The sequence below is a fragment of the Pseudomonas sp. HTZ2 genome (assembly GCF_033173945.1).
GTDB classification, from domain to species: Bacteria; Pseudomonadota; Gammaproteobacteria; order Pseudomonadales; family Pseudomonadaceae; genus Aquipseudomonas; species Aquipseudomonas guariconensis.
Window position 1 is genome coordinate 4,838,747 of sequence record NZ_CP137332.1, and the last position, 20,593, is coordinate 4,859,339.

20 protein-coding genes are annotated in these 20,593 nt (G+C 60.5%); 18 read left to right on the forward strand and 2 right to left on the reverse strand.

Going from position 1 to position 20,593, the window contains the following annotated elements; translation table 11 throughout:
* Positions 1–2: 2 nt before the first annotated feature.
* From rpmD to bfr, 11 genes are all read left to right on the forward strand, one after another.
* Positions 3–179 carry a 50S ribosomal protein L30 gene (gene rpmD, locus R6G97_RS22535; RefSeq protein WP_009397493.1) on the forward strand — a complete coding sequence of 59 codons (177 nt, stop codon included), beginning with the start codon at positions 3–5 and terminating at the stop codon, positions 177–179.
* 3 nt (positions 180–182) lie between these two features.
* Positions 183–617: a 50S ribosomal protein L15 gene (gene rplO, locus R6G97_RS22540; protein WP_003257107.1), complete on the forward strand. Its 435-nt coding sequence runs from the start codon at positions 183–185 to the stop codon at positions 615–617.
* Entirely contained in the window at positions 618–1,949 is a 1,332-nt protein-coding gene (gene secY, locus R6G97_RS22545) for a preprotein translocase subunit SecY (RefSeq protein WP_043210294.1), read from the forward strand.
* A 28-nt stretch (positions 1,950–1,977) separates the two neighbouring features.
* Entirely contained in the window at positions 1,978–2,094 is a 117-nt protein-coding gene (gene rpmJ, locus R6G97_RS22550) for a 50S ribosomal protein L36 (RefSeq protein ID WP_011531897.1), read from the forward strand.
* A 131-nt stretch (positions 2,095–2,225) separates the two neighbouring features.
* Positions 2,226–2,582, forward strand: coding sequence for a 30S ribosomal protein S13 (rpsM, locus tag R6G97_RS22555; protein WP_003255457.1), 357 nt, complete (start codon positions 2,226–2,228; stop codon positions 2,580–2,582).
* A gap of 18 nt (positions 2,583–2,600) precedes the next feature.
* On the forward strand, positions 2,601–2,990 hold the full coding sequence (rpsK, locus tag R6G97_RS22560; protein WP_003255454.1) for a 30S ribosomal protein S11: 390 nt from the start codon (positions 2,601–2,603) through the stop codon (positions 2,988–2,990).
* Positions 2,991–3,005: 15 nt separating this feature from the next.
* The gene (rpsD, locus tag R6G97_RS22565; protein ID WP_043210292.1) at positions 3,006–3,626 is read left to right on the forward strand and encodes a 30S ribosomal protein S4; all 621 of its coding nucleotides are present in this window, start codon (positions 3,006–3,008) and stop codon (positions 3,624–3,626) included.
* Positions 3,627–3,648: 22 nt separating this feature from the next.
* Complete coding sequence (locus R6G97_RS22570; protein WP_003255452.1) at positions 3,649–4,650, forward strand: DNA-directed RNA polymerase subunit alpha; 1,002 nt, start codon at positions 3,649–3,651, stop codon at positions 4,648–4,650.
* A 42-nt stretch (positions 4,651–4,692) separates the two neighbouring features.
* Entirely contained in the window at positions 4,693–5,079 is a 387-nt protein-coding gene (gene rplQ, locus R6G97_RS22575; protein WP_043210290.1) for a 50S ribosomal protein L17, read from the forward strand.
* A gap of 170 nt (positions 5,080–5,249) precedes the next feature.
* A complete protein-coding gene (locus R6G97_RS22580) occupies positions 5,250–6,689 on the forward strand; it encodes a catalase (RefSeq protein ID WP_043210287.1) in 1,440 nt (479 codons plus the stop codon).
* A gap of 164 nt (positions 6,690–6,853) precedes the next feature.
* Positions 6,854–7,318 (forward strand): bacterioferritin, encoded by a 465-nt coding sequence (gene bfr, locus R6G97_RS22585; RefSeq protein ID WP_028690240.1) that lies wholly within the window; start codon positions 6,854–6,856, stop codon positions 7,316–7,318.
* Positions 7,319–7,390: 72 nt separating this feature from the next.
* Here bfr and uvrA read toward each other — a convergent pair whose 3' ends face one another.
* On the reverse strand, positions 7,391–10,225 hold the full coding sequence (gene uvrA / locus R6G97_RS22590; protein WP_043210283.1) for an excinuclease ABC subunit UvrA: 2,835 nt from the start codon (positions 10,223–10,225) through the stop codon (positions 7,391–7,393).
* A gap of 129 nt (positions 10,226–10,354) precedes the next feature.
* On the opposite strand from uvrA, the gene R6G97_RS22595 reads away from it, so the two are divergent.
* Positions 10,355–11,749, forward strand: coding sequence for an MFS transporter (locus R6G97_RS22595; RefSeq protein WP_317847542.1), 1,395 nt, complete (start codon positions 10,355–10,357; stop codon positions 11,747–11,749).
* Positions 11,750–11,758: 9 nt separating this feature from the next.
* Entirely contained in the window at positions 11,759–12,304 is a 546-nt protein-coding gene (locus R6G97_RS22600) for a single-stranded DNA-binding protein (RefSeq protein WP_043210277.1), read from the forward strand.
* Between the two features lie 84 nt (positions 12,305–12,388).
* On the opposite strand, the gene R6G97_RS22605 is transcribed toward R6G97_RS22600, so the two are convergent.
* Positions 12,389–13,771, reverse strand: a complete 1,383-nt coding sequence (locus tag R6G97_RS22605; RefSeq protein WP_182816577.1) for an aminotransferase-like domain-containing protein — start codon at positions 13,769–13,771, stop codon at positions 12,389–12,391.
* A gap of 274 nt (positions 13,772–14,045) precedes the next feature.
* On the opposite strand from R6G97_RS22605, the gene R6G97_RS22610 reads away from it, so the two are divergent.
* The 5 genes from R6G97_RS22610 to fdhE all read left to right on the forward strand — a co-directional run bounded on the left by R6G97_RS22610 (position 14,046) and on the right by fdhE (position 20,578).
* Positions 14,046–14,816 carry an SDR family NAD(P)-dependent oxidoreductase gene (locus R6G97_RS22610; protein WP_182816575.1) on the forward strand — a complete coding sequence of 257 codons (771 nt, stop codon included), beginning with the start codon at positions 14,046–14,048 and terminating at the stop codon, positions 14,814–14,816.
* Positions 14,817–14,981: 165 nt separating this feature from the next.
* Entirely contained in the window at positions 14,982–18,050 is a 3,069-nt protein-coding gene (gene fdnG, locus R6G97_RS22615; RefSeq protein WP_317847543.1) for a formate dehydrogenase-N subunit alpha, read from the forward strand.
* Positions 18,050–19,000, forward strand: coding sequence for a formate dehydrogenase subunit beta (gene fdxH / locus R6G97_RS22620; protein ID WP_043210267.1), 951 nt, complete (start codon positions 18,050–18,052; stop codon positions 18,998–19,000). The genes fdnG and fdxH overlap by 1 nt, the downstream gene beginning before the upstream one ends.
* Positions 18,997–19,653, forward strand: a complete 657-nt coding sequence (locus tag R6G97_RS22625; protein ID WP_090346912.1) for a formate dehydrogenase subunit gamma — start codon at positions 18,997–18,999, stop codon at positions 19,651–19,653. The genes fdxH and R6G97_RS22625 overlap by 4 nt, the downstream gene beginning before the upstream one ends.
* Before the next feature lie 4 nt (positions 19,654–19,657).
* Positions 19,658–20,578 (forward strand): formate dehydrogenase accessory protein FdhE, encoded by a 921-nt coding sequence (gene fdhE / locus R6G97_RS22630; protein WP_090346913.1) that lies wholly within the window; start codon positions 19,658–19,660, stop codon positions 20,576–20,578.
* The last annotated feature ends 15 nt before the right edge of the window (positions 20,579–20,593 follow it).

The following is a 20,593-nucleotide window of genomic DNA, read 5'->3' on the forward strand; positions in this document are numbered from 1 at the left end:
TCATGGCAACCGTAAAAGTAACGCTGATCAAAAGCACCGCCGGCCGCCTGCCTAACCACAAACTGTGCGTTAAGGGTCTGGGTCTGCGTCGCATCGGTCACACTGTAGAAGTCCAAGACACTCCCGAAAACCGCGGGATGATCAACAAGGCTTACTACATGCTGCGCGTCGAGGGTTAATCGATGAAACTCAATGATCTGAGTCCAGCGCCGGGTTCCCGTCGCGAGAAGCATCGTCCGGGTCGTGGTATCGGTAGCGGTTTGGGCAAGACCGGTGGCCGCGGCCACAAAGGTCAAACCTCCCGTTCCGGTGGTTCGATCGCTCCGGGCTTCGAAGGCGGTCAACAGCCGCTGCACCGTCGTCTGCCGAAGTTCGGCTTCGTTTCCCTGAAAGCTATGGATCGCGCTGAAGTGCGTCTGTCCGAGCTGGCCAAGGTGGAAGGCGACGTGATCTCCGTGCAATCCCTGAAGGATGCCAACGTGATCGGCCAGAACGTACAGCGTGTGAAAATCATGCTGTCGGGCGAAGTCACTCGCGCAGTCACCATCAAGGGTATCGCAGCCACCAAGGGTGCGCGTGCGGCTATCGAAGCAGCTGGCGGCAAGTTCGAGGAATAAATGGCTAAGCAAGGTGCTCTCTCTTCGCTCGGTAAGGGCGGGATGTCGGAACTCTGGGCTCGTCTGCGCTTTCTGTTCATGGCGATCATCGTCTATCGAATTGGCGCGCATATCCCGGTGCCTGGCATCAACCCGGACCGTCTGGCGGATCTGTTTCGGCAGAATGAGGGGACCATTCTTAGCTTGTTCAACATGTTTTCCGGTGGTGCGCTGGAGCGCATGAGCATCTTTGCACTGGGGATCATGCCGTACATTTCGGCATCGATCATCATGCAGCTCATGACCGCGGTCAGCCCACAGCTGGAGCAGTTGAAGAAGGAAGGTGAAGCTGGCCGTCGCAAGATCAGCCAGTACACCCGCTACGGCACCGTTATCCTGGCACTGGTTCAAGCCATTGGCATGTCCATCGGCTTGGCCAACCAGGGCGTGGCGTTTTCTGCAGGCCTGAGCTTCTATGTTGTCGCCGTTGCCACCTTCGTGGCCGGCGCGATGTTCATGATGTGGCTGGGCGAGCAGATCACCGAGCGCGGTGTGGGCAACGGTATCTCGATGTTGATCTTCGCAGGTATCGTTGCCGGTCTTCCGAGAGCAATCGGGCAGTCTTTCGAGTCTGCGCGTACAGGCGATATCAACATCTTCGCCCTGGTCGCTATCGGTTTGCTGGCAGTAGCGATTATCGGCTTCGTGGTGTTCATTGAGCGTGGTCAGCGTCGTATCGCCGTTCACTACGCCAAGCGTCAGCAGGGCCGTAAGGTCTTTGCTGCGCAGACTAGCCACTTGCCGCTCAAGGTGAACATGGCGGGGGTTATCCCGGCTATTTTCGCCAGCAGCATTTTGCTGTTCCCGGCTTCGCTGGGTGCCTGGTTCGGTCAGTCCGAAGGTATGGGCTGGCTGCAAGACATCTCGCAGTCGATCGCTCCTGGTCAGCCGTTGAACATTCTGCTGTTTAGTGCAGGGATCATTTTCTTCTGCTTCTTCTACACAGCATTGATGTTCAATCCGAAAGACGTAGCGGAAAACCTGAAGAAGTCCGGTGCCTTTATTCCGGGTATCCGTCCTGGTGAGCAGTCGGCGCGCTATATCGATGGCGTTCTGACTCGTTTGACCATGTTCGGTGCTCTTTACATGATGGCCGTCTGCCTTCTGCCCCAGTTCCTGGTGGTGGCAGCAAACGTGCCGTTCTACCTTGGCGGGACCTCGTTGCTGATTGTGGTAGTGGTTGTGATGGACTTCATGTCCCAAGTACAATCGCACCTCGTTTCGCACCAGTACGAATCCCTGATGAAGAAAGCCAACCTGAAAGGCTACGGTGGCAGCGGCCTGCTGCGCTGATAGTCCCCTAAGGTTCGAGGAGTCGGTAATGAAAGTTCGTGCATCGGTGAAAAAGCTGTGCCGCAACTGCAAGATCATTCGTCGCGAAGGTATCGTGCGCGTGATCTGCAGCGCGGAACCGCGTCACAAGCAGCGCCAAGGCTGAGTGTGATCCGCGCTTCAAACCCAGCAGCTAGTGTGCTGCTGGGTTGATTATTCGTTTCTACAGCGATATTATCTCGCGCCCTATTTCTTGGCTTCCGGGGCGTAGGTAGCTGTCAATTGGAGTCCCACTGAATGGCCCGTATTGCAGGCGTCAACATTCCAGATAACAAGCACACTGTTATCTCGCTGACCTACATCTATGGTGTCGGTCGCACAACTGCACAGAAGATCTGTGCAGACGCTGGTGTAAATCCAGCCGCTAAGATCAAGGATCTGAGCGACGAGCAAATCGAAACCCTGCGTGGCGAAGTCGCGAAGTTCACCACCGAAGGTGACCTGCGCCGTGACATCAACATGAAGATCAAGCGCTTGATGGACCTGGGTTGCTACCGCGGCCTGCGTCATCGTAAAGGTCTGCCGGTTCGCGGTCAGCGCACCAAGACCAACGCACGCACCCGTAAGGGCCCGCGTAAGCCGATCCGCAAGTAATCGCCCAGGAATATAGACATGGCAAAACCTGCTGCTCGTCCTCGTAAGAAAGTCAAAAAGACAGTGGTTGATGGCATCGCCCACATCCATGCGTCTTTCAACAACACCATCGTGACCATCACCGACCGTCAGGGCAACGCACTGTCCTGGGCTACTTCCGGTGGTTCGGGTTTCCGTGGTTCGCGCAAATCCACCCCGTTCGCAGCCCAGATCGCTGCTGAGCGTGCTGGTCAAGCTGCGCTGGAATATGGCCTGAAGAACCTCGACGTCAACGTCAAGGGTCCAGGTCCAGGTCGTGAGTCCGCCGTTCGTGCACTGAACAGCTGCGGCTACAAGATCGCCAGCATCACCGACGTGACGCCAATCCCGCACAACGGGTGCCGTCCGCCGAAGAAGCGTCGCGTGTAATCAGGAGACAGATAAATGGCACGTTACATTGGTCCAAAATGCAAACTGTCTCGTCGTGAAGGCACCGACCTGTTCCTGAAGAGCGGCGTTCGCGCTCTGGAATCGAAGTGCAACATCGAAGCAGCCCCAGGTATCCACGGTCAGCGCCGTGGCCGTCAGTCCGACTACGGTACCCAGCTGCGCGAGAAGCAAAAAGTTCGTCGTATCTACGGTGTACTGGAGCGTCAGTTCCGCGGTTACTACCAGACTGCTGCCTCGAAAAAAGGCGCTACCGGTGAAAACCTGCTGCAACTGCTCGAGTGCCGTCTGGACAACGTTGTCTACCGTATGGGCTTCGGTTCCACTCGTTCGGAATCGCGTCAGCTGGTTTCGCACAAGGCAATCAGCGTCAACGGCAAGACCGTAAACATTCCATCCTACCAAGTTCGTCCGGGTGACGTGGTCGCGGTTCGCGAGAAGTCGCAGAACCAGCTGCGCATTGTTCAAGCCCTTGAACTGTGCGCCCAGCGTGGCCGCGTTGAGTGGGTTGACGTGGATGCTGCCAAGAAGTCGGGCGTTTTCAAGAACGTTCCTGCTCGCAGCGACCTGTCCGCCGACATCAACGAAAACCTGATTGTCGAGCTCTACTCCAAGTAAGGGCTAGAAAATAGGTGCATCCATGCAGATTTCGGTAAATGAGTTCCTGACACCCCGCCACATTGATGTGCAGGTTGTCAGTCCGACCCGCGCCAAGATCACGCTCGAGCCTCTCGAGCGTGGTTTCGGCCATACCCTGGGCAACGCGCTGCGCCGCATCCTGTTGTCCTCCATGCCTGGCTGTGCAGTAGTCGAGGCCGAGATCGATGGCGTACTCCACGAGTACTCCGCGATCGAAGGTGTACAGGAAGATGTCATTGAAATCCTGTTGAACCTCAAAGGCCTGGCTATCAAGCTGCACGGTCGTGACGAAGTTACGCTGACCTTGTCGAAAAAGGGTTCGGGGGTGGTTACCGCTGCCGATATTCAGCTGGATCACGATGTCGAGATCGTCAATCCCGATCACGTAATCGCGAACCTGGCGTCCAACGGCGCCCTGAACATGAAGCTCACCGTAGCTCGTGGTCGCGGTTACGAGCCGGCCGACTCCCGTCAGACCGACGAAGACGAAAGCCGCAGCATCGGCCGTCTGCAGTTGGACGCTTCGTTCAGCCCGGTGCGTCGTATCGCCTATGTGGTCGAGAACGCCCGTGTTGAGCAGCGTACCAACCTGGACAAGCTGGTCATCGATCTGGAAACCAACGGCACCCTGGACCCTGAAGAGGCTATCCGCCGCGCCGCGACCATCCTGCAACAGCAGCTGGCCGCGTTCGTCGACCTCAAAGGTGACAGCGAGCCTGTTGTAGTCGAGCAGGAAGACGAGATCGATCCGATCCTGCTGCGTCCGGTTGACGATCTGGAACTGACCGTACGTTCGGCCAACTGCCTCAAGGCGGAGAACATCTACTACATCGGCGACCTGATTCAGCGTACCGAAGTAGAGCTGTTGAAGACTCCTAACCTGGGCAAGAAGTCCCTGACTGAAATCAAGGACGTCCTGGCCTCTCGTGGTCTGTCTCTCGGCATGCGCCTCGACAACTGGCCGCCTGCAAGTCTTAAGAAAGACGACAAGGCGACCGCCTGATCGTCGTAATCACCGAACGTAGTGTTTGGTAAGGAATGAATCATGCGTCATCGTAAAAGTGGACGTCACCTGAGCCGTACCAGCTCTCACCGCAAGGCTATGTTCCAGAACATGGCAGTGTCGTTGATCGAGCACGAGCTGATCAAAACCACCCTGCCGAAAGCCAAGGAACTGCGCCGCGTTGCCGAGCCGCTGATCACCCTGGCCAAGGAAGACAGCGTCGCCAACCGCCGTCTGGCTTTCGACCGTACTCGTTCGAAAGCTGCCGTTGGCAAGCTGTTCAACGATCTGGGCAAGCGCTACGCCACCCGTCAGGGCGGCTACCTGCGTATCCTGAAGTGCGGTTTCCGCGCTGGCGACAACGCGCCTATGGCGTACGTCGAGCTGGTTGATCGTCCGGTCGGTGGTGCTGTAGAAGCCGCCGAGTAAGACGTCAGTCTGCTACAAGAAACCGGGCCTAGCGCCCGGTTTTTTGTGCTTGCGAGGATTATCAATTTCTATTGATGTGAATCAATCAATGAATTAGTTCTTGTAACCAGGGTTGCCCATACTTGTCAGCACGCCGATCAGCGGCAGCTAAAAACTGATAAGGAGAGCCCATGAGCAAGATTCTCACCACCGCCAGCGGTGCCCCAGTAGCAGACAACCAGAATTCCCGTTCGGCCGGGCCGCGCGGCCCGCTGTTGCTCGATGATTTTCATCTGATCGAGAAACTCGCCCACTTCAACCGGGAGAACATCCCGGAACGCCGTGTACACGCCAAGGGCTCTGGCGCATACGGTACCTTCACTGTCACCCGCGATATCACCCAATACACCAGCGCCAAGCTATTCGAGCGTATCGGCAAGGAAACAGAGACCTTCCTGCGTTTCTCCACCGTAGGCGGAGAGCGCGGCTCTGCGGACACCGAGCGTGATCCGCGTGGCTTTGCAGTGAAGTTCTATACCGAGGAAGGCAATTGGGACATCGTTGGCAACAACACACCTGTATTCTTCATTCGCGATCCGCTGAAATTCCCGGACTTCATCCATACCCAAAAGCGGCACCCGCAGTCCAATTTGAAGAATGCCCAAATGATGTGGGACTTCTGGTCTCATTCGCCGGAGGCGCTGCACCAGGTCACCATTCTGTTCTCTGATCGAGGCATTCCGGATGGCTACCGCCACATGCACGGTTTTGGCAGTCATACCTACAGCCTGATCAACGCCAAGGGCGAGCGCACTTGGGTCAAGTGGCACTTCAAGACCCAGCAAGGCATCAAGAACCTGTCGCCCGTCGAGGCCGCCCGTTTGGCAGGTACAGACCCGGACTACGCTCAGCGTGACCTGTTCGAGGCCATCGAGCGTGGTGATTACCCGCGCTGGACTGTATGCATCCAAGTGATGAGCGAGGCAGAGGCAGCAGCTCGGGAGGAAAACCCCTTTGATGTGACCAAGACTTGGTCGCAGAAGGAATACCCGCTCATCGAAGTTGGTGTGTTGGAGCTCAACCGTAACCCGCTCAACTATTTCGCTGAAGTCGAGCAGGCCGCCTTTGGCCCGAGCAACATGGTCCCAGGTGTGGGCCTCTCGCCGGATCGGATGCTGCAAGGGCGCGTGTTCGCCTATGCCGATGCGCACCGCTATCGCGTTGGCACCAACCATCAGCAGCTGCCAGTCAATGCGCCGCGTTGCCCTGTGCACAGCTACCAGCGCGATGGCGCGATGGCCTTCGGTAACTATGGCAGTGCGCCGAACTACGAGCCCAACAGCTACAGTGATGCGCCCAAACAGTCTTCGCGTCACGCCGAGCCGGCACTGGCCCTGCAGGGCGCCGCTGATCGCTATGATCACCGTGAAGACACGGACTACTACAGTCACGCCGGTGCACTGTTCCGCTTGATGAGTGACGAGCAAAAGGCACTGCTCATCAGCAATATCGCCGGGGCGATGGCGGGGGTTAGCGATGATGTAGTGCAACGTCAGTTGCAGTACTTCTTCAAGGCGGATCCTGCCTATGGCGAGGGCGTTGCAAAGGCTCTGGGCGTCAATCTCGCCTAAGTCGAAGTGATAAGAAGAACCGCCCTCATTTGGGCGGTTTTTCAATGAATATCACTACTGTTTAACCGATTTTTTGCTTCTAATTGCGCCTTTGTCCGTGACCGTAGACAAATCCTGGTTCAAACTATGAGCCATAAGCCGTTTTCACAGGGAGAAGCAGGGCGATGCAAGGTCACCCGGACGTAATCAACTACCTCGTCACGTTGCTGAAGGGCGAACTGGCAGCACGCGATCAATACTTCATCCACTCTCGCATGTATGAAGATTGGGGCCTGACCAAGCTCTACGAGCGTATCAACCACGAGATGGAAGAGGAGACGCAGCACGCCGATGCTCTGATGCGTCGGATCCTCATGCTCGAAGGTACGCCCGACATGCGCGCCGACGATCTGGAGGTCGGCAGCACCGTGCCGGAGATGATCGAGGCCGATTTGAAGCTCGAGTACAAGGTGCGTGCCGCACTGTGCAAAGGCATCGAATTGTGCGAGCTGCACAAGGACTACATCAGTCGCGACATTCTGCGTGCGCAACTGGCCGATACTGAAGAAGATCACACCTATTGGCTGGAGAAACAGCAAGGCCTGATCAAAGCGATCGGCCTGGAGAACTACCTGCAGTCGCAGATGTAATGCCCCACGCCTTCCGCGAGGAGGTGGCGCCAAGCAAAGCCCCTGGCATCAACATGTCAGGGGCTTTTTTCGTCACACTCGGTCACGCTCCAGCAGCGGCTTGAGGTAATGGCCGGTATAGGACTGTTTCATCTCGGCCAGTTCTTCAGGCGTACCGCAGGCGATGATTTGCCCGCCCTTCGAGCCTCCCTCCGGACCAAGGTCCACAAGCCAGTCGGCGGTCTTGATCACATCCAGGTTGTGCTCGATCACCACCACGGTGTTGCCGTGATCGCGCAAGCGGTGCAGCACATCGAGCAGTTGCTGGATGTCAGCGAAGTGCAGGCCCGTGGTCGGCTCGTCGAGGATGTAGAGCGTCTTGCCGGTGTCGCGCTTGGACAGCTCTCGGGACAGCTTGACCCGCTGCGCTTCGCCGCCGGATAGCGTTGTAGCCGATTGCCCGAGCTTGATGTAGGAAAGCCCGACATCCATCAGCGTTTGCAGCTTGCGCGCCAGGGCGGGGACCGCGTCGAAGAATTCACGGGCGTCCTCGATGGTCATTTCCAGGACCTCGTGGATGTTCTTGCCCTTGTACTTGATCTCCAGCGTCTCGCGGTTGTAGCGCTTGCTCTTGCACACATCGCACGGCACATAGATGTCCGGCAGGAAATGCATTTCCACCTTGATCAGACCATCGCCCTGGCAGGCTTCGCAGCGACCACCCTTGACGTTGAACGAGAAGCGCCCTGGGCCATAGCCGCGGGCGCGCGACTCCGGCACGCCGGCGAACAGCTCGCGGATCGGGGTGAAGATACCGGTGTAGGTCGCCGGGTTGGAGCGCGGCGTGCGGCCGATGGGGCTCTGGTCGATATCGACCACCTTGTCCAGGTGTTGCAGGCCGTCGAGGCTGGTATGAGCAGCCGCTTCCAGGCTGCTGGCGCCATTGAGGGCCGTGGCCGCCAGTGGGAACAGAGTATTGTTGATCAGTGTCGATTTGCCCGAGCCGGAAACCCCGGTGACGCAGGTCAGCAGGCCGATCGGCACTTCGAGATCAACGTTTTGCAGGTTGTTCCCGCGGGCGCCTTTGAGCTTGAGGGCAAGCTTCTTGTCGCGGGGGGTGCGCTTGGCCGGCACGACGATTTTCTTGCGCCCGGACAGGTATTTGCCTGTGAGCGAGTCGGGGTGAGCCATGACTTCCTCAGGCGAGCCTTCCGCGACGATCTTCCCTCCGTGCACGCCCGCGCCAGGGCCGATGTCCACCACATAGTCGGCTAGACGGATCGCGTCCTCGTCGTGCTCCACCACAATCACGGTATTGCCAAGGTCCCGCAGGTGATTGAGGGTCGCCAGCAAGCGGTCGTTGTCGCGCTGGTGCAGGCCAATGGAGGGTTCGTCGAGAATGTACATCACCCCCACCAGGCCAGCGCCGATCTGGCTGGCCAGGCGGATGCGCTGGGCTTCGCCGCCGGAGAGGGTCTCGGCGCTGCGGTCCAAGGTGAGGTAGTCGAGGCCGACGTTGACCAAGAACTGCAGTCGCTCGCAAATCTCCTTGAGGATCTTCGCCGCGATTTCGCCGCGTCGGCCTGTCAGGGTCAGGTCGCTGAAGTAGTCGCTGGCTTCGCCGATCGGTAGGTTGGTGACGGCCGGCAAGGTCTTCTCGCCCACCCACACGTGACGCGCTTCACGACGCAGGCGAGTGCCGCGGCAGTCCGGGCAGGGTTGGGTGCCCAGGTACTTGGCCAGCTCTTCGCGCACAGTGGCTGATTCGGTCTCGCGGTAACGCCGCTCCAGGTTGGGCACGATGCCCTCGAACGGGTGCGAGCGCTTGACGATGTCGCCACGGTCGTTGAGGTACTTGAAGTCGACGCTTTGCTTGCCACTGCCGTGCAGAATGACTTTCTGGTGCTCGGCCGACAGCTCACCGAATGGCAGTTCGAGACTGAAACCGTAGTGTGCCGCCAGGGAGCCGAGCATCTGGAAGTAATAGACGTTGCGCCGATCCCAGCCACGAATGGCGCCCTCGGCCAGGGTCAGTTCAGTGTTGACCAGGCGCTTGGTGTCGAAGAACTGCTTGACCCCCAGGCCGTCGCAGGTCGGGCAAGCGCCGGCCGGGTTGTTGAAGGAGAACAGCTTCGGCTCGAGCTCGCTGATGGCATGCCCGCACACCGGGCAGGCGAAGCGCGCGGAGAAGATCATCTCTTCTCCTGTCTCGTCGTCCATCGGCGCTACCAAGGCGATGCCGTCGGCCAGCTTCAAGGCCGTTTCGAACGACTCCGCCAGGCGCTGCTGCAAGTCTTCGCGGACCTTGAAGCGGTCCACCACCACATCAATGCTGTGCTTTTTCTGTTTATCCAGCTTGGGCAGCTCGTCCAGCTCGTAGAGCTTGCCGTTGACTCGGGCGCGCACGAACCCCTGGGCGCGCAGTTCGTCGAACACCGCCAGATGCTCGCCCTTGCGTTCGCGCACTACCGGCGCCAGCAGCATCAGTTTGGTGCCTTCCGGGCGCTCGAGCACCAGGTCGACCATCTGGCTGATCGTTTGCGCCTCCAGCGGAATGTCGTGGTCCGGGCAGCGTGGCGTGCCGACGCGGGCATAGAGCAGGCGCAGGTAATCGTAGATCTCGGTGATGGTGCCGACAGTGGAGCGTGGGTTGTGGGAGGTCGACTTCTGTTCGATGGAGATGGCCGGCGACAGGCCTTCGATGGTATCGACGTCAGGTTTTTCCATCATCGACAGGAACTGCCGGGCATAGGCCGACAGGGATTCCACATAGCGCCGCTGGCCCTCGGCGTAGAGGGTATCGAACGCCAGGGACGACTTGCCGGAGCCGGACAAGCCGGTGATCACGATCAGCTTGTCCCGGGGCAGGGTCAGGTCGATGTTCTTCAGGTTGTGGGTACGTGCCCCACGAATCAGGATCTTGTCCACTGCGGCCTCGCTCGGCGGGCATAAACAAGGGAGTATAAGGCGCGCTGCCAGTACGCGGCAAAGCGTCGCGTAGATGCTGTTACGCTGTCGGACTGATAGAATCGCCGCCGGTTCACACGAGGTTATTCCATGCACGACACGCACAACGAGCGCATGAGTGGCAGCGAAACCCGCGCTGCTGGCGGCCTGGCCCTGGTCTTTGCCTTTCGTATGCTGGGCATGTTCATGGTCCTGCCGGTGCTGGCGACCTACGGCATGGACCTGGCCGGTGCCACGCCGGCGCTGATTGGCCTGGCCATCGGGGCCTATGGCCTGACTCAGGCTGTCTTGCAGATCCCGTTCGGGATGATTTCCGATCGCATCGGCCGCCGTCCGGTCATTTACCTCGGATTGGTGGTGTTTGCGCTCGGCAGTTTGCTGGCGGCCCAGGCGGACTCCATCTGGGGCGTGATCGCCGGTCGCATCCTGCAAGGTGCCGGGGCGATTTCGGCCGCCGTCATGGCGCTGTTGTCCGACCTGACCCGTGAACAGCACCGCACCAAAGCAATGGCCATGATCGGCATGAGCATCGGCCTGTCGTTCGCGGTTGCCATGGTCGTCGGCCCGTTGCTGACTCGTGCCTTCGGCCTGTCAGGATTGTTCCTTGCCACGGCAGGACTTGCCCTGGTGGGTATCGTGCTCATCGCCTTCGTCGTGCCTAGCGCACACAGTGCCCTGCAGCACCGAGAGTCGGGCGTGGCCCGCAAGGCGCTCGGCCCGACGCTGCGTCATCCGGACCTTCTGCGCCTGGATGTGAGCATCTTCATCCTCCACGCCATCCTCATGGCCAGCTTCGTCGCGCTGCCCTTGGCCTTCGTCGAGCGTGGCGGCCTGCCGAAAGAGCAGCATTGGTGGGTGTACCTGACCGCGTTGCTCGTTTCATTTTTTGCAATGATCCCCTTCATCATCTATGGCGAGAAGAAGCGCAAGATGAAACGGGTGTTGCTCGGCGCGGTCAGTGTGCTGCTGATGGTCGAGGTGTTCTTCTGGCAGTGGGCTGACAACTTGCGCGGACTGGTGATCGGCACCGTGGTATTCTTTACGGCATTCAACCTGCTGGAGGCATCGCTGCCTTCGCTGGTGAGCAAAGTGTCGCCCGCAGGCGGCAAAGGGACGGCCATGGGGGTATATTCCACCAGTCAGTTCCTAGGCGCCGCACTGGGAGGAATCATCGGTGGCTGGTTGTTCCAGCACGGTGGTCTGGGCATGGTGTTCCTCGGTTGCGCAGGGCTGTGCGCCGTCTGGTTGGCCACGGCATTGAGCATGAACGAGCCGCCGTATGTAACCAGCCTGCGCATGCCGCTGTCGCCTGAAGGTGTCCGGGAAGCCGGGCTGACCGAGCGCCTGCTGGCTGTGCCGGGTGTGACCGACGCCGTAGTGGTGGCGGAAGAAGCCGCCGTCTATATCAAACTGGATACGAAAATTTTGGACCGTGCGACCCTTGAGCGTCTGGTGAACCCAGCGTCTTCGGCGTGCGAAGCCTAGGAGAACGTTATGGCCCGTGGGGTTAACAAAGTCATTCTGGTCGGCACTTGCGGTCAGGATCCCGAAGTCCGCTACCTGCCCAACGGTAACGCCGTGACCAACCTGAGCCTGGCCACCAGCGAGCAGTGGACCGACAAGCAGTCCGGCCAGAAAGTCGAGCGCACCGAGTGGCACCGTGTTGCCATGTTCGGCAAAGTCGCCGAAATCGCTGGCGAATACCTGCGCAAAGGTTCCCAGGTGTACATCGAGGGCAAGCTGCAGACCCGCGAGTGGGAAAAAGACGGCATCAAGCGCTACACCACCGAAATCATCGTCGACATGCAGGGCACCATGCAGCTGCTGGGCGGTCGTCCGCAGAACCAGCAACAGGGCGGCGACCCGTACAACCAAGGTGGTGGCAACTACAACCAAGGTGGTGGCCAGCAGCAGTACAACCAGGCGCCACGCCAGCAGGCTCCGCGTCCACAGCAGGCTCCACAGCGTCCTGCGCCACAGCAGCCAGCTCCGCAACCGGCCGCTGACTTCGACAGCTTCGACGACGATATTCCGTTCTAACGGATCGCTGCCCGATCAGTACTCGAAAAAAAGCCGCAGCCAGGCAACTGGCTGCGGCTTTTTCATGCGCGCTCTAAAACGGGGTCAATAGAACAACCGTGGCTCTGGTGAGTCCAGCAAGCTGGCCAGTTTGGTCAGCGCAAAGGCGAGCTCGTCCCGGGTGGGGGCCATCAGCGCAATGCGCACGCCGTTGGGCGCGTCGCTGCGTTGAGGCAGGAACTGGCTACCGCTGACGACAGTTACGCCGTTGCTGCGTGCCAGGTGGGCGAATTCATCGCTGGTCCAAGGGGCTGGGAGTTCGAGCCAGAGATGGAAACTGTGGGGTTGGCTGCGGATCGAGTACTTGCCGAGGATGTTCTTGGCCATCTGCTGGCGTGCGGCGGCTTCCTCCTGCTGGGTTCTTAACAGTTGGTCCGCCCTGCCGCTGTTGATCAAGTTGCTGGCGAGCTGGGCCATCAAGGGCGAGGGCATCCAGACGCTGCTGCGCACCATCGAGGACAAGCGCGACAACATGTGTGGCGGTGCATACAGATAACCGATGCGCAGCGCCGGCAACACGCTCTTGGACAGGCTGGTCAGGTAAATGGAACGCTCCGGTGCATAGGCGGCCAGGGGCTTGTAGCTGGACGTCGGCGCCAGGAATCCGTAGATGTCGTCATCGATGATGACCAGGTCGAACTCGCGGGCAATAGCGGCGATGGCCTCACGCCGGGCGTGGGGCATGATCGAGTTGGTCGGGTTCTGGTGTGTAGTTACACAAACCAGCAGGGTAGGGCGATGCTCGAGGCAGGCGGCGCGCAGCGCCTCAGGAATCAGGCCATGCTCATCCACGGCCACGCCCTGAAGGCGCCGGCCCAGGCTGTGGGCCAAGGAAATGATACCGGGGTAGCAGAAGGATTCGCACAGAATCACATCGTCGGTTTTCGACAGGCTGCTGAGGGCGACCAACAGGCCGTGCTGGGCGCCGGAGGTCAAGACCACCTGCTGCCAGCTGGCATCCGGCAGCCAGCGCCTGATCCAGGCCGCGCCCGCTTCCTTGTGGACGGCATGACCACCGTCGGTGACGTAATCGAGCGCCTGGATCAGGTCGGCGGCGTCGGCCAGCTCGTGGAGCGAGCCGCGCAACCACTGTGTCATGTGGGCGTCGTTTGGCTTGATGATCGACAAATCGATCTGGCCGTTTTCATTGCTGATGCCCGTGCTGCGAGTTGCCGGGGCAGCAGGGGCTTTTGAGGCGCGTACAAAGGTGCCGCGTCCTACTTCGCCGATCACCAGACCCCGCTTGGCCGCCTCATCATAAGCCCGGCCAATGGTGCCTGGCGTCACGCTCAGGCGCTCGGCCAAGTCCTTGAGCGTCGGCAATCGGTCGCCGGCTACCAGCTTCCCGCTGGCAATGTCCTGTTCAAGGGCATCGGCGATCATCAGGTAAACCGGTTGCGTCAGGGCGCTGTAATGAGGAACCCACATGAAATGGCACCAGTATAGGGTGAGCGGGCAAGCCTAGCATGAATGTAATAGGGGTGTAATCAAGGTGAATTACTCCCCAAGTCCATTACATGAAGTCACTTGATTTTCGCATATACAGACAATAATTACTTATCAATCAAAGGGTTGTGCGAATTGGTAAGATCAAGGAAATAAAGTAATTGAATCGATGATATTTTCCTGATTACCATCATTGGATCGATGTAATCTCGCCGTAACAAGCACCTGACCTGATGTTCGACCTCTGGAGATCCTTATGAAAACCGCATTTGTAACTGGCGCTTCCGCAGGCTTTGGCCGCGCCATCTGCCGTACGCTGGTCGCAGAGGGCTACCGGGTCATCGGTGGCGCTCGGCGCATGGACAAACTCAAGGAGCTCGAGAGCGAACTGGGCGACTCGTTCATCCCGCTGGCGCTGGATGTCACTGATCCGGCCTCGGTGGACGCGGCTGTCGAGTGGATCGGCAAGGCCTCGTTGAACATCGATGTGCTGGTCAACAATGCCGGGCTGGCGCTGGGCATTGATCGGGCGCAGCAGGCCAGTGCCGAGAACTGGCAGCGGATGATCGACACCAACATCACCGGCCTGACGATGGTCACACATAAAATCCTCCCCCGCATGGTCGAGGCCGACAGCGGCCTGATCGTCAATATCGGCTCCATCGCCGGCACCTATCCGTACCCGGGCGGTAACGTGTATGGCGCCAGCAAGGCATTCGTCCGACAGTTCAGCCTCAACCTGCGCGCCGACCTCGCCGGCACCCGGGTACGGGTGAGCAACATCGAGCCGGGCCTGTGTTCGGGTACCGACTTCTCGGTGGTTCGACTCAAGGGCGACCTGGACGCCGTGGAAGCGCTGTACCGCGACGTCGAGGCGCTTCTGCCCGAGGACATCGCCGCCACCGTAGCCTGGATCGCAGCCCAACCGGCGCATGTGAACATCAACACCATCGAGATCATGCCGGTGGCGCAAAGCAGCGCGGGGCTGAACGTGGTGCGTAATCTGCCTCGTACCGCGCAGGCGTGAGGGGCAAGGGCTGTTTCACTGATGAAACAGTCCTTTGAGCCATGTCATCGCGTATTAAGGATTCTTGGCTAGAGTTAGGGTTGGTGGCCATCCGTTGGCCGCCACCGTGAAGTCCTTGAGGCGTCGGCGATGTCCCGACGTCCAGAACCTGATCAGGAGTGCACGATGGACCTCAACCGTCGGCAGTTCTTCAAGGTCGCCGCGATCGGCCTTGGAGGCTCGAGCCTTGCGGCGTTGGGCATGGCCCCGACCCCCGCATTCGCCGAGCAGGTGCGCCACTTCAAGCTGGCGCACACCAAAGAAACCCGTAACACCTGCCCCTACTGCTCGGTCGGCTGCGGCCTGATCATGTACAGCCAGGGCGATGCGGGCAAGAACGTCAAACAGAACATCATCCACATCGAAGGCGACGCGGACCATCCGGTCAACCGCGGGACCTTGTGCCCGAAAGGTGCGGGCCTGCTGGACTTCATCCACAGCCCGAACCGCCTGCAATACCCCGAAGTTCGCAAGCCTGGCAGCAAGGAGTGGACCCGGATCAGCTGGGACGAGGCGCTCGATCGCATCGCCGATCTCGTGAAAAAGGACCGCGACGCCAACTTCATCGAGAAGAACGCCCAAGGGCAGACGGTCAACCGTTGGCTCAGCGTGGGCTTTCTCGCAGCGTCCGCCGCTTCCAGCGAAGCTGGCTATCTGACGCATAAGGTCATTCGTTCATTGGGTGTTCTGGGGTTCGATAACCAAGCGCGTGTCTGACACGGCCCGACGGTGGCAAGTCTTGCCCCGACGTACGGCCGTGGTGCCATGACCAATCACTGGTCCGATATCGCCAATGCGAATCTGGTCCTGGTGATGGGTGGCAACGCAGCAGAAGCGCACCCGTGCGGCTTCAAGTGGGTGACCGAGGCCAAGGCGCACAACAAGGCGCGGCTGATCGTGGTCGACCCGCGGTTCACGCGTACCGCCTCGGTGGCGGACTATTACGCGCCGATCCGTACCGGAACCGACATCGCCTTCATGGGCGGGTTGATCAACTACCTGCTGAGCAACGACAAGATCCAGCACGAATACGTGCGCAACTACACTGACGTGTCGTTCATCGTCAAAGAAGGCTATGGCTTCGAGGACGGGCTGTTCAGTGGCTATGATGCGGACAAACGCATCTACGTCGACAAGTCCGGCTGGGGCTATGAGTTGGGCGAGGATGGTTTTGCCAAAGTCGATCCGACCTTGCAGCACCCGCGTTGCGTCTACCAGTTGATGAAGCAGCATTACAGCCGCTACACCCCGGAAGTGGCGAGCATGACCTGCGGCATGCCCCAGGACGCCATGATGAAGGTCTGGGAAGAGATCGCCACCTGCTCGCAGCCGGGCAAGACCATGACGATCCTGTATGCACTGGGCTGGACGCAGCATTCGATCGGTGCACAGATCATCCGTAGCGCGGCCATGGTCCAGCTGCTGCTGGGCAACGTCGGCATGCCGGGGGGCGGGGTCAACGCCCTGCGCGGTCACTCCAACATCCAGGGCCTGACCGACCTGGGGCTGCTGTCCAACTCGCTGCCCGGTTACCTCACCCTGCCCGGCGATGCCGAGCAGGACTACGCCGCCTTCATCGACAAGCGCGCCTCCAAACCGCTACGCCCAGGGCAGTTGTCCTACTGGCAGAACTACGGCAAGTTCCATGTCAGCCTCATGAAGGCCTGGTACGGCCCCAACGCTACCGCCGAGAACCACTGGGGCTATGACTGGCTGCCCAAGCTCGATGTGGGCTCCTACGACGTGCTGCGCATGTTCGAGATGATGAGCCAGGGCAAGGTCAACGGCTACTTCTGCCAGGGCTTCAATCCGATCGCCGCGTTGCCGGACAAGAACCGCGTCACCGCTGCGCTGGCCAAGCTCAAGTGGCTGGTCGTGATGGATCCGCTGGCCACCGAGACGTCCGAGTTCTGGCGCAATGCCGGGCCCTTCAACGACGTCGATACCGCCAATATCCAGACCGAAGTGATCCGCCTGCCCACCACCTGTTTTGCCGAGGAGGATGGCTCGCTGGTCAACAGCAGTCGCTGGTTGCAGTGGCACTGGAAGGGCGCCGATGGGCCGGGCGAGACCCGCACCGATGTGCAGATCATGAGCGAGCTGTTCCTGCGCTTGCGTCATCGCTACAAGACCGAGGGCGGTGCGTATCCTGATCCGCTGCTCAACATCAACTGGCCTTACAAGATTCCCGAAGAGCCTTCGCCTGAGGAGTTGGCCAAGGAAATGAACGGCTGGGCGGTCAGCGACTTCACCGACCCTACCGGTGCCACGCTCAAGGCTGGCCAGCAACTGGCAGGCTTCGGCCAGCTCAAGGACGACGGCAGTACGGCGTCCGGCTGCTGGATCTTCGCCGGTAGTTGGACCGAGCAGGGCAACCAGATGGCCCGGCGCGACAACAGCGACCCTTACGGCATGCATCAGGTGCAGAACTGGGCCTGGGCCTGGCCGGCCAACCGCCGCATCCTCTACAACCGCGCCTCCAGCGACCCGCAAGGCAAGCCTTGGGATCCGGAGAAAAAACGCCTGGTGTGGTGGAACGGCAAGGCCTGGACGGGGACCGACGTGCCGGACTTCAAGGTCGACTCGCCGCCGGAAGCGGGGATGAACCCGTTCATCATGAACCCCGAGGGGGTAGCGCGGTTCTTCGCCATCGACAAGATGGCCGAGGGGCCGTTCCCCGAGCACTACGAGCCGTTCGAGACGCCCATCGGCATCAACCCGCTCAACCCGCAGAACAAGAAGGCCATCAGCAACCCGGCCGGGCGCGTGTTCGACTCGGTATGGGACACCCTGGGCAAGGCCGACGAGTTCCCTTACGCGGCGACCACCTACCGACTGACCGAGCACTTCCACTTCTGGAGCAAGCACTGCCGCCTCAACGCCATCGCCCAGCCCGAGCAGTTCGTCGAGATCGGCGAGGTACTGGCCAACGAGAAAGGCATCAAGGCGGGCGACCGGGTGCGGGTCAGCTCCAAGCGCGGGCATATCGAGGCGGTGGCGGTGGTGACCAAGCGGATCCGTCCGCTGAAGGTCAACAACCAGACCGTTCACCAAATTGGCATTCCGCTGCACTGGGGCTTCACCGGCATCACCCGGCACGGCTACCTGACCAACACCCTGGTGCCGTTCCTGGGTGATGGCAATACCCAAACGCCGGAGTCCAAGTCGTTCCTCGTCAACGTGGAGAAAATCTAATGGCCCAGCAAGACATCATCGCCCGCTCGGCCACCACGACCGTACCGCCTTCGGTGCGCCAGCAGCAGGAAGTCGCCAAGCTGATCGACACTACCAAGTGCATCGGCTGCAAGGCCTGCCAGGTGGCGTGCTCGGAGTGGAACGAACTGCGTGACGAGGTCGGCCACAACCATGGCACTTACGACAACCCCCAGGACCTGACCGCCGAAACCTGGACCCTGATGCGCTTCACCGAGCACGAACGCGACGATGGCAACCTGGAGTGGCTGATTCGCAAGGATGGCTGCATGCACTGCGCCGAGCCAGGTTGCCTGAAGGCCTGTCCGAGCCCGGGGGCGATCATCAAGCACGCCAACGGCATCGTCGACTTCAACCAGGACCACTGCATCGGCTGCGGTTATTGCATCACCGGCTGCCCGTTCAACATCCCGCGGATTTCGCAGAAAGACCACAAGGCCTACAAATGCAGCCTGTGTTCCGACCGCGTGGCCGTGGGCTTGGAACCGGCCTGCGTGAAGACCTGCCCGACCGGGGCGATCGTCTTCGGCAGCAAGGATGAAATGAAGGTGCATGCCGCCGAGCGCATCGTCGACTTGAAGTCCCGGGGCTTCGACAAGGCCGGGCTGTATGACCCGGATGGCGTCGGCGGTACCCACGTGATGTATGTGCTGCACCACGCCGACACGCCCAAGTTGTACGCCGGGCTGCCGGATGCGCCGGTAATCAGCCCGTTGGTGGGGTTGTGGAAAGGCATCAGCAAACCGCTGGCGCTGCTGGCGATGGGCGCGGCAGTGCTGGCGGGGTTCTTCCACTATGTGCGGGTCGGCCCGCAGCGGGTCGAGGAGGACGACGCCCTGGCGCCTGCCGATGACAGCGTGCATCAGGTGGACCCGTCGGTGCATGTCTATGATCCGACCAAGCCGGGTGGGCAAGGGGGGCCGCGGCCATGAGCGACAACAAACCGATCCTGCGCTACAACGCCAACGAGCGCAGCAACCACTGGGTCGTCGCGATCCTGTTCGTGATGGCCGGGCTGTCGGGGCTGGCACTGTTCCATCCGGCGCTGTTCTGGCTCAGCCATCTGTTCGGCGGTGGTCCGTGGACGCGCATCCTGCACCCATTCCTGGGCGTGGCGATGTTCGTGTTCTTCCTGGGGCTGGTACTGCGGTTCTGGCGAGCCAACTTCATCACTGCCAATGATCGTTTGTGGCTGCGCCGTATCGACCGGGTGATGCGCAACGAGGAGGAGGGCGTACCTCCGATCGGCAAGTACAACGCTGGGCAAAAGCTGCTGTTCTGGACCCTGCTGCTGTGCATGCTGGTGCTACTGGTCAGTGGCGTGGTGATCTGGCGCGCCTGGTTCAGCCAATACTTCGACATCGGAGCGATTCGCCTGGCGACCTTGCTTCATGCGCTGGCGGCGTTCGTGCTGATCCTCAGCATCATCGTGCATATCTATGCCGGCATCTGGATCAAAGGCTCGGTAGGCGCCATGCTGCATGGCTCGGTCAGCCGCGCTTGGGCACGCAAGCACCATGAGTTGTGGTATCGCGACGTGACCGGCGACAAGTCTCCGGGCAATCACGGCAGAAAAGAAGGATGAGCGCTTGAGCACGATACTTGAACCCGGGCAGATCGAAGCGTCGGCCGTGGCGCCGCCGTTTCTGAACCTGCCGCCCGCCAACCTGTTCGAACGGCGCGCCGAGCGCCTGGAGCACCTGGCCGAGGGCAATGCCCTTGGCCAGTACCTGATGCTGGTCGCGCGGTTGTGCCGCCTCCAGCAGCAGCTTGTGGATAACCCGCCCGGTGACTTGCCGGTGGCACACGAGCGCCAGCGCCTGTGCATAAGGCATGGCTTGCCGCCGCTGGCAGCCGACAGCCTGGTACGCGAGGGGTCTTGGCTGGCTTGGCTGCAGGCGCTGCTCGAGCGCTTCGATGAGGCGTCCGACGGGCCCTTGGGCGAGGCGCTGCGGACCTTGCGGGAAAGCGACGACAGTCAGCGCAAAGGCTGGGCCATTGCCCTGCTGGCCGGCCAGTACGATGCCGTGCCGGCGGCGCTGGTGCCCTTTATCGGCGCTGCGCTGCAGGCGGCCTGGTCCTATTGGCTGCTGGCGCTGCCGGAGGCTGAACTCAAGCCCGCCGACAGCCTGGCCCAATGTCCGGCCTGTGGATCACCGGCCATGGCTGGGGTGGTGCGCAACCGCGGCAAGCACAATGGCCTGCGATACCTGGTCTGTTCACTGTGTGCCTGCGAGTGGCATGTGGTGCGGGTCAAGTGCGTGTACTGCGAATCGAGCAAGGACTTGCGTTACACCAACCTCGAGGATGACCGGCACGCGCCAGGCAAAGCGCCACTGCGCGCCGAATGCTGCCCTGGATGCCAGCGTTACCTAAAGCAGAGCTACTTGGAGAACGACGCTGCGGCCGAGCCGCTGGCCGATGACCTGGCGAGCCTGGCGCTGGATATCCGCCTGGACGAGGAGGGCTTCCAGCGGCTGGCGCCGAACCTGATGCTGGCGCCGGGATAGAGGAGAGTGTCTACA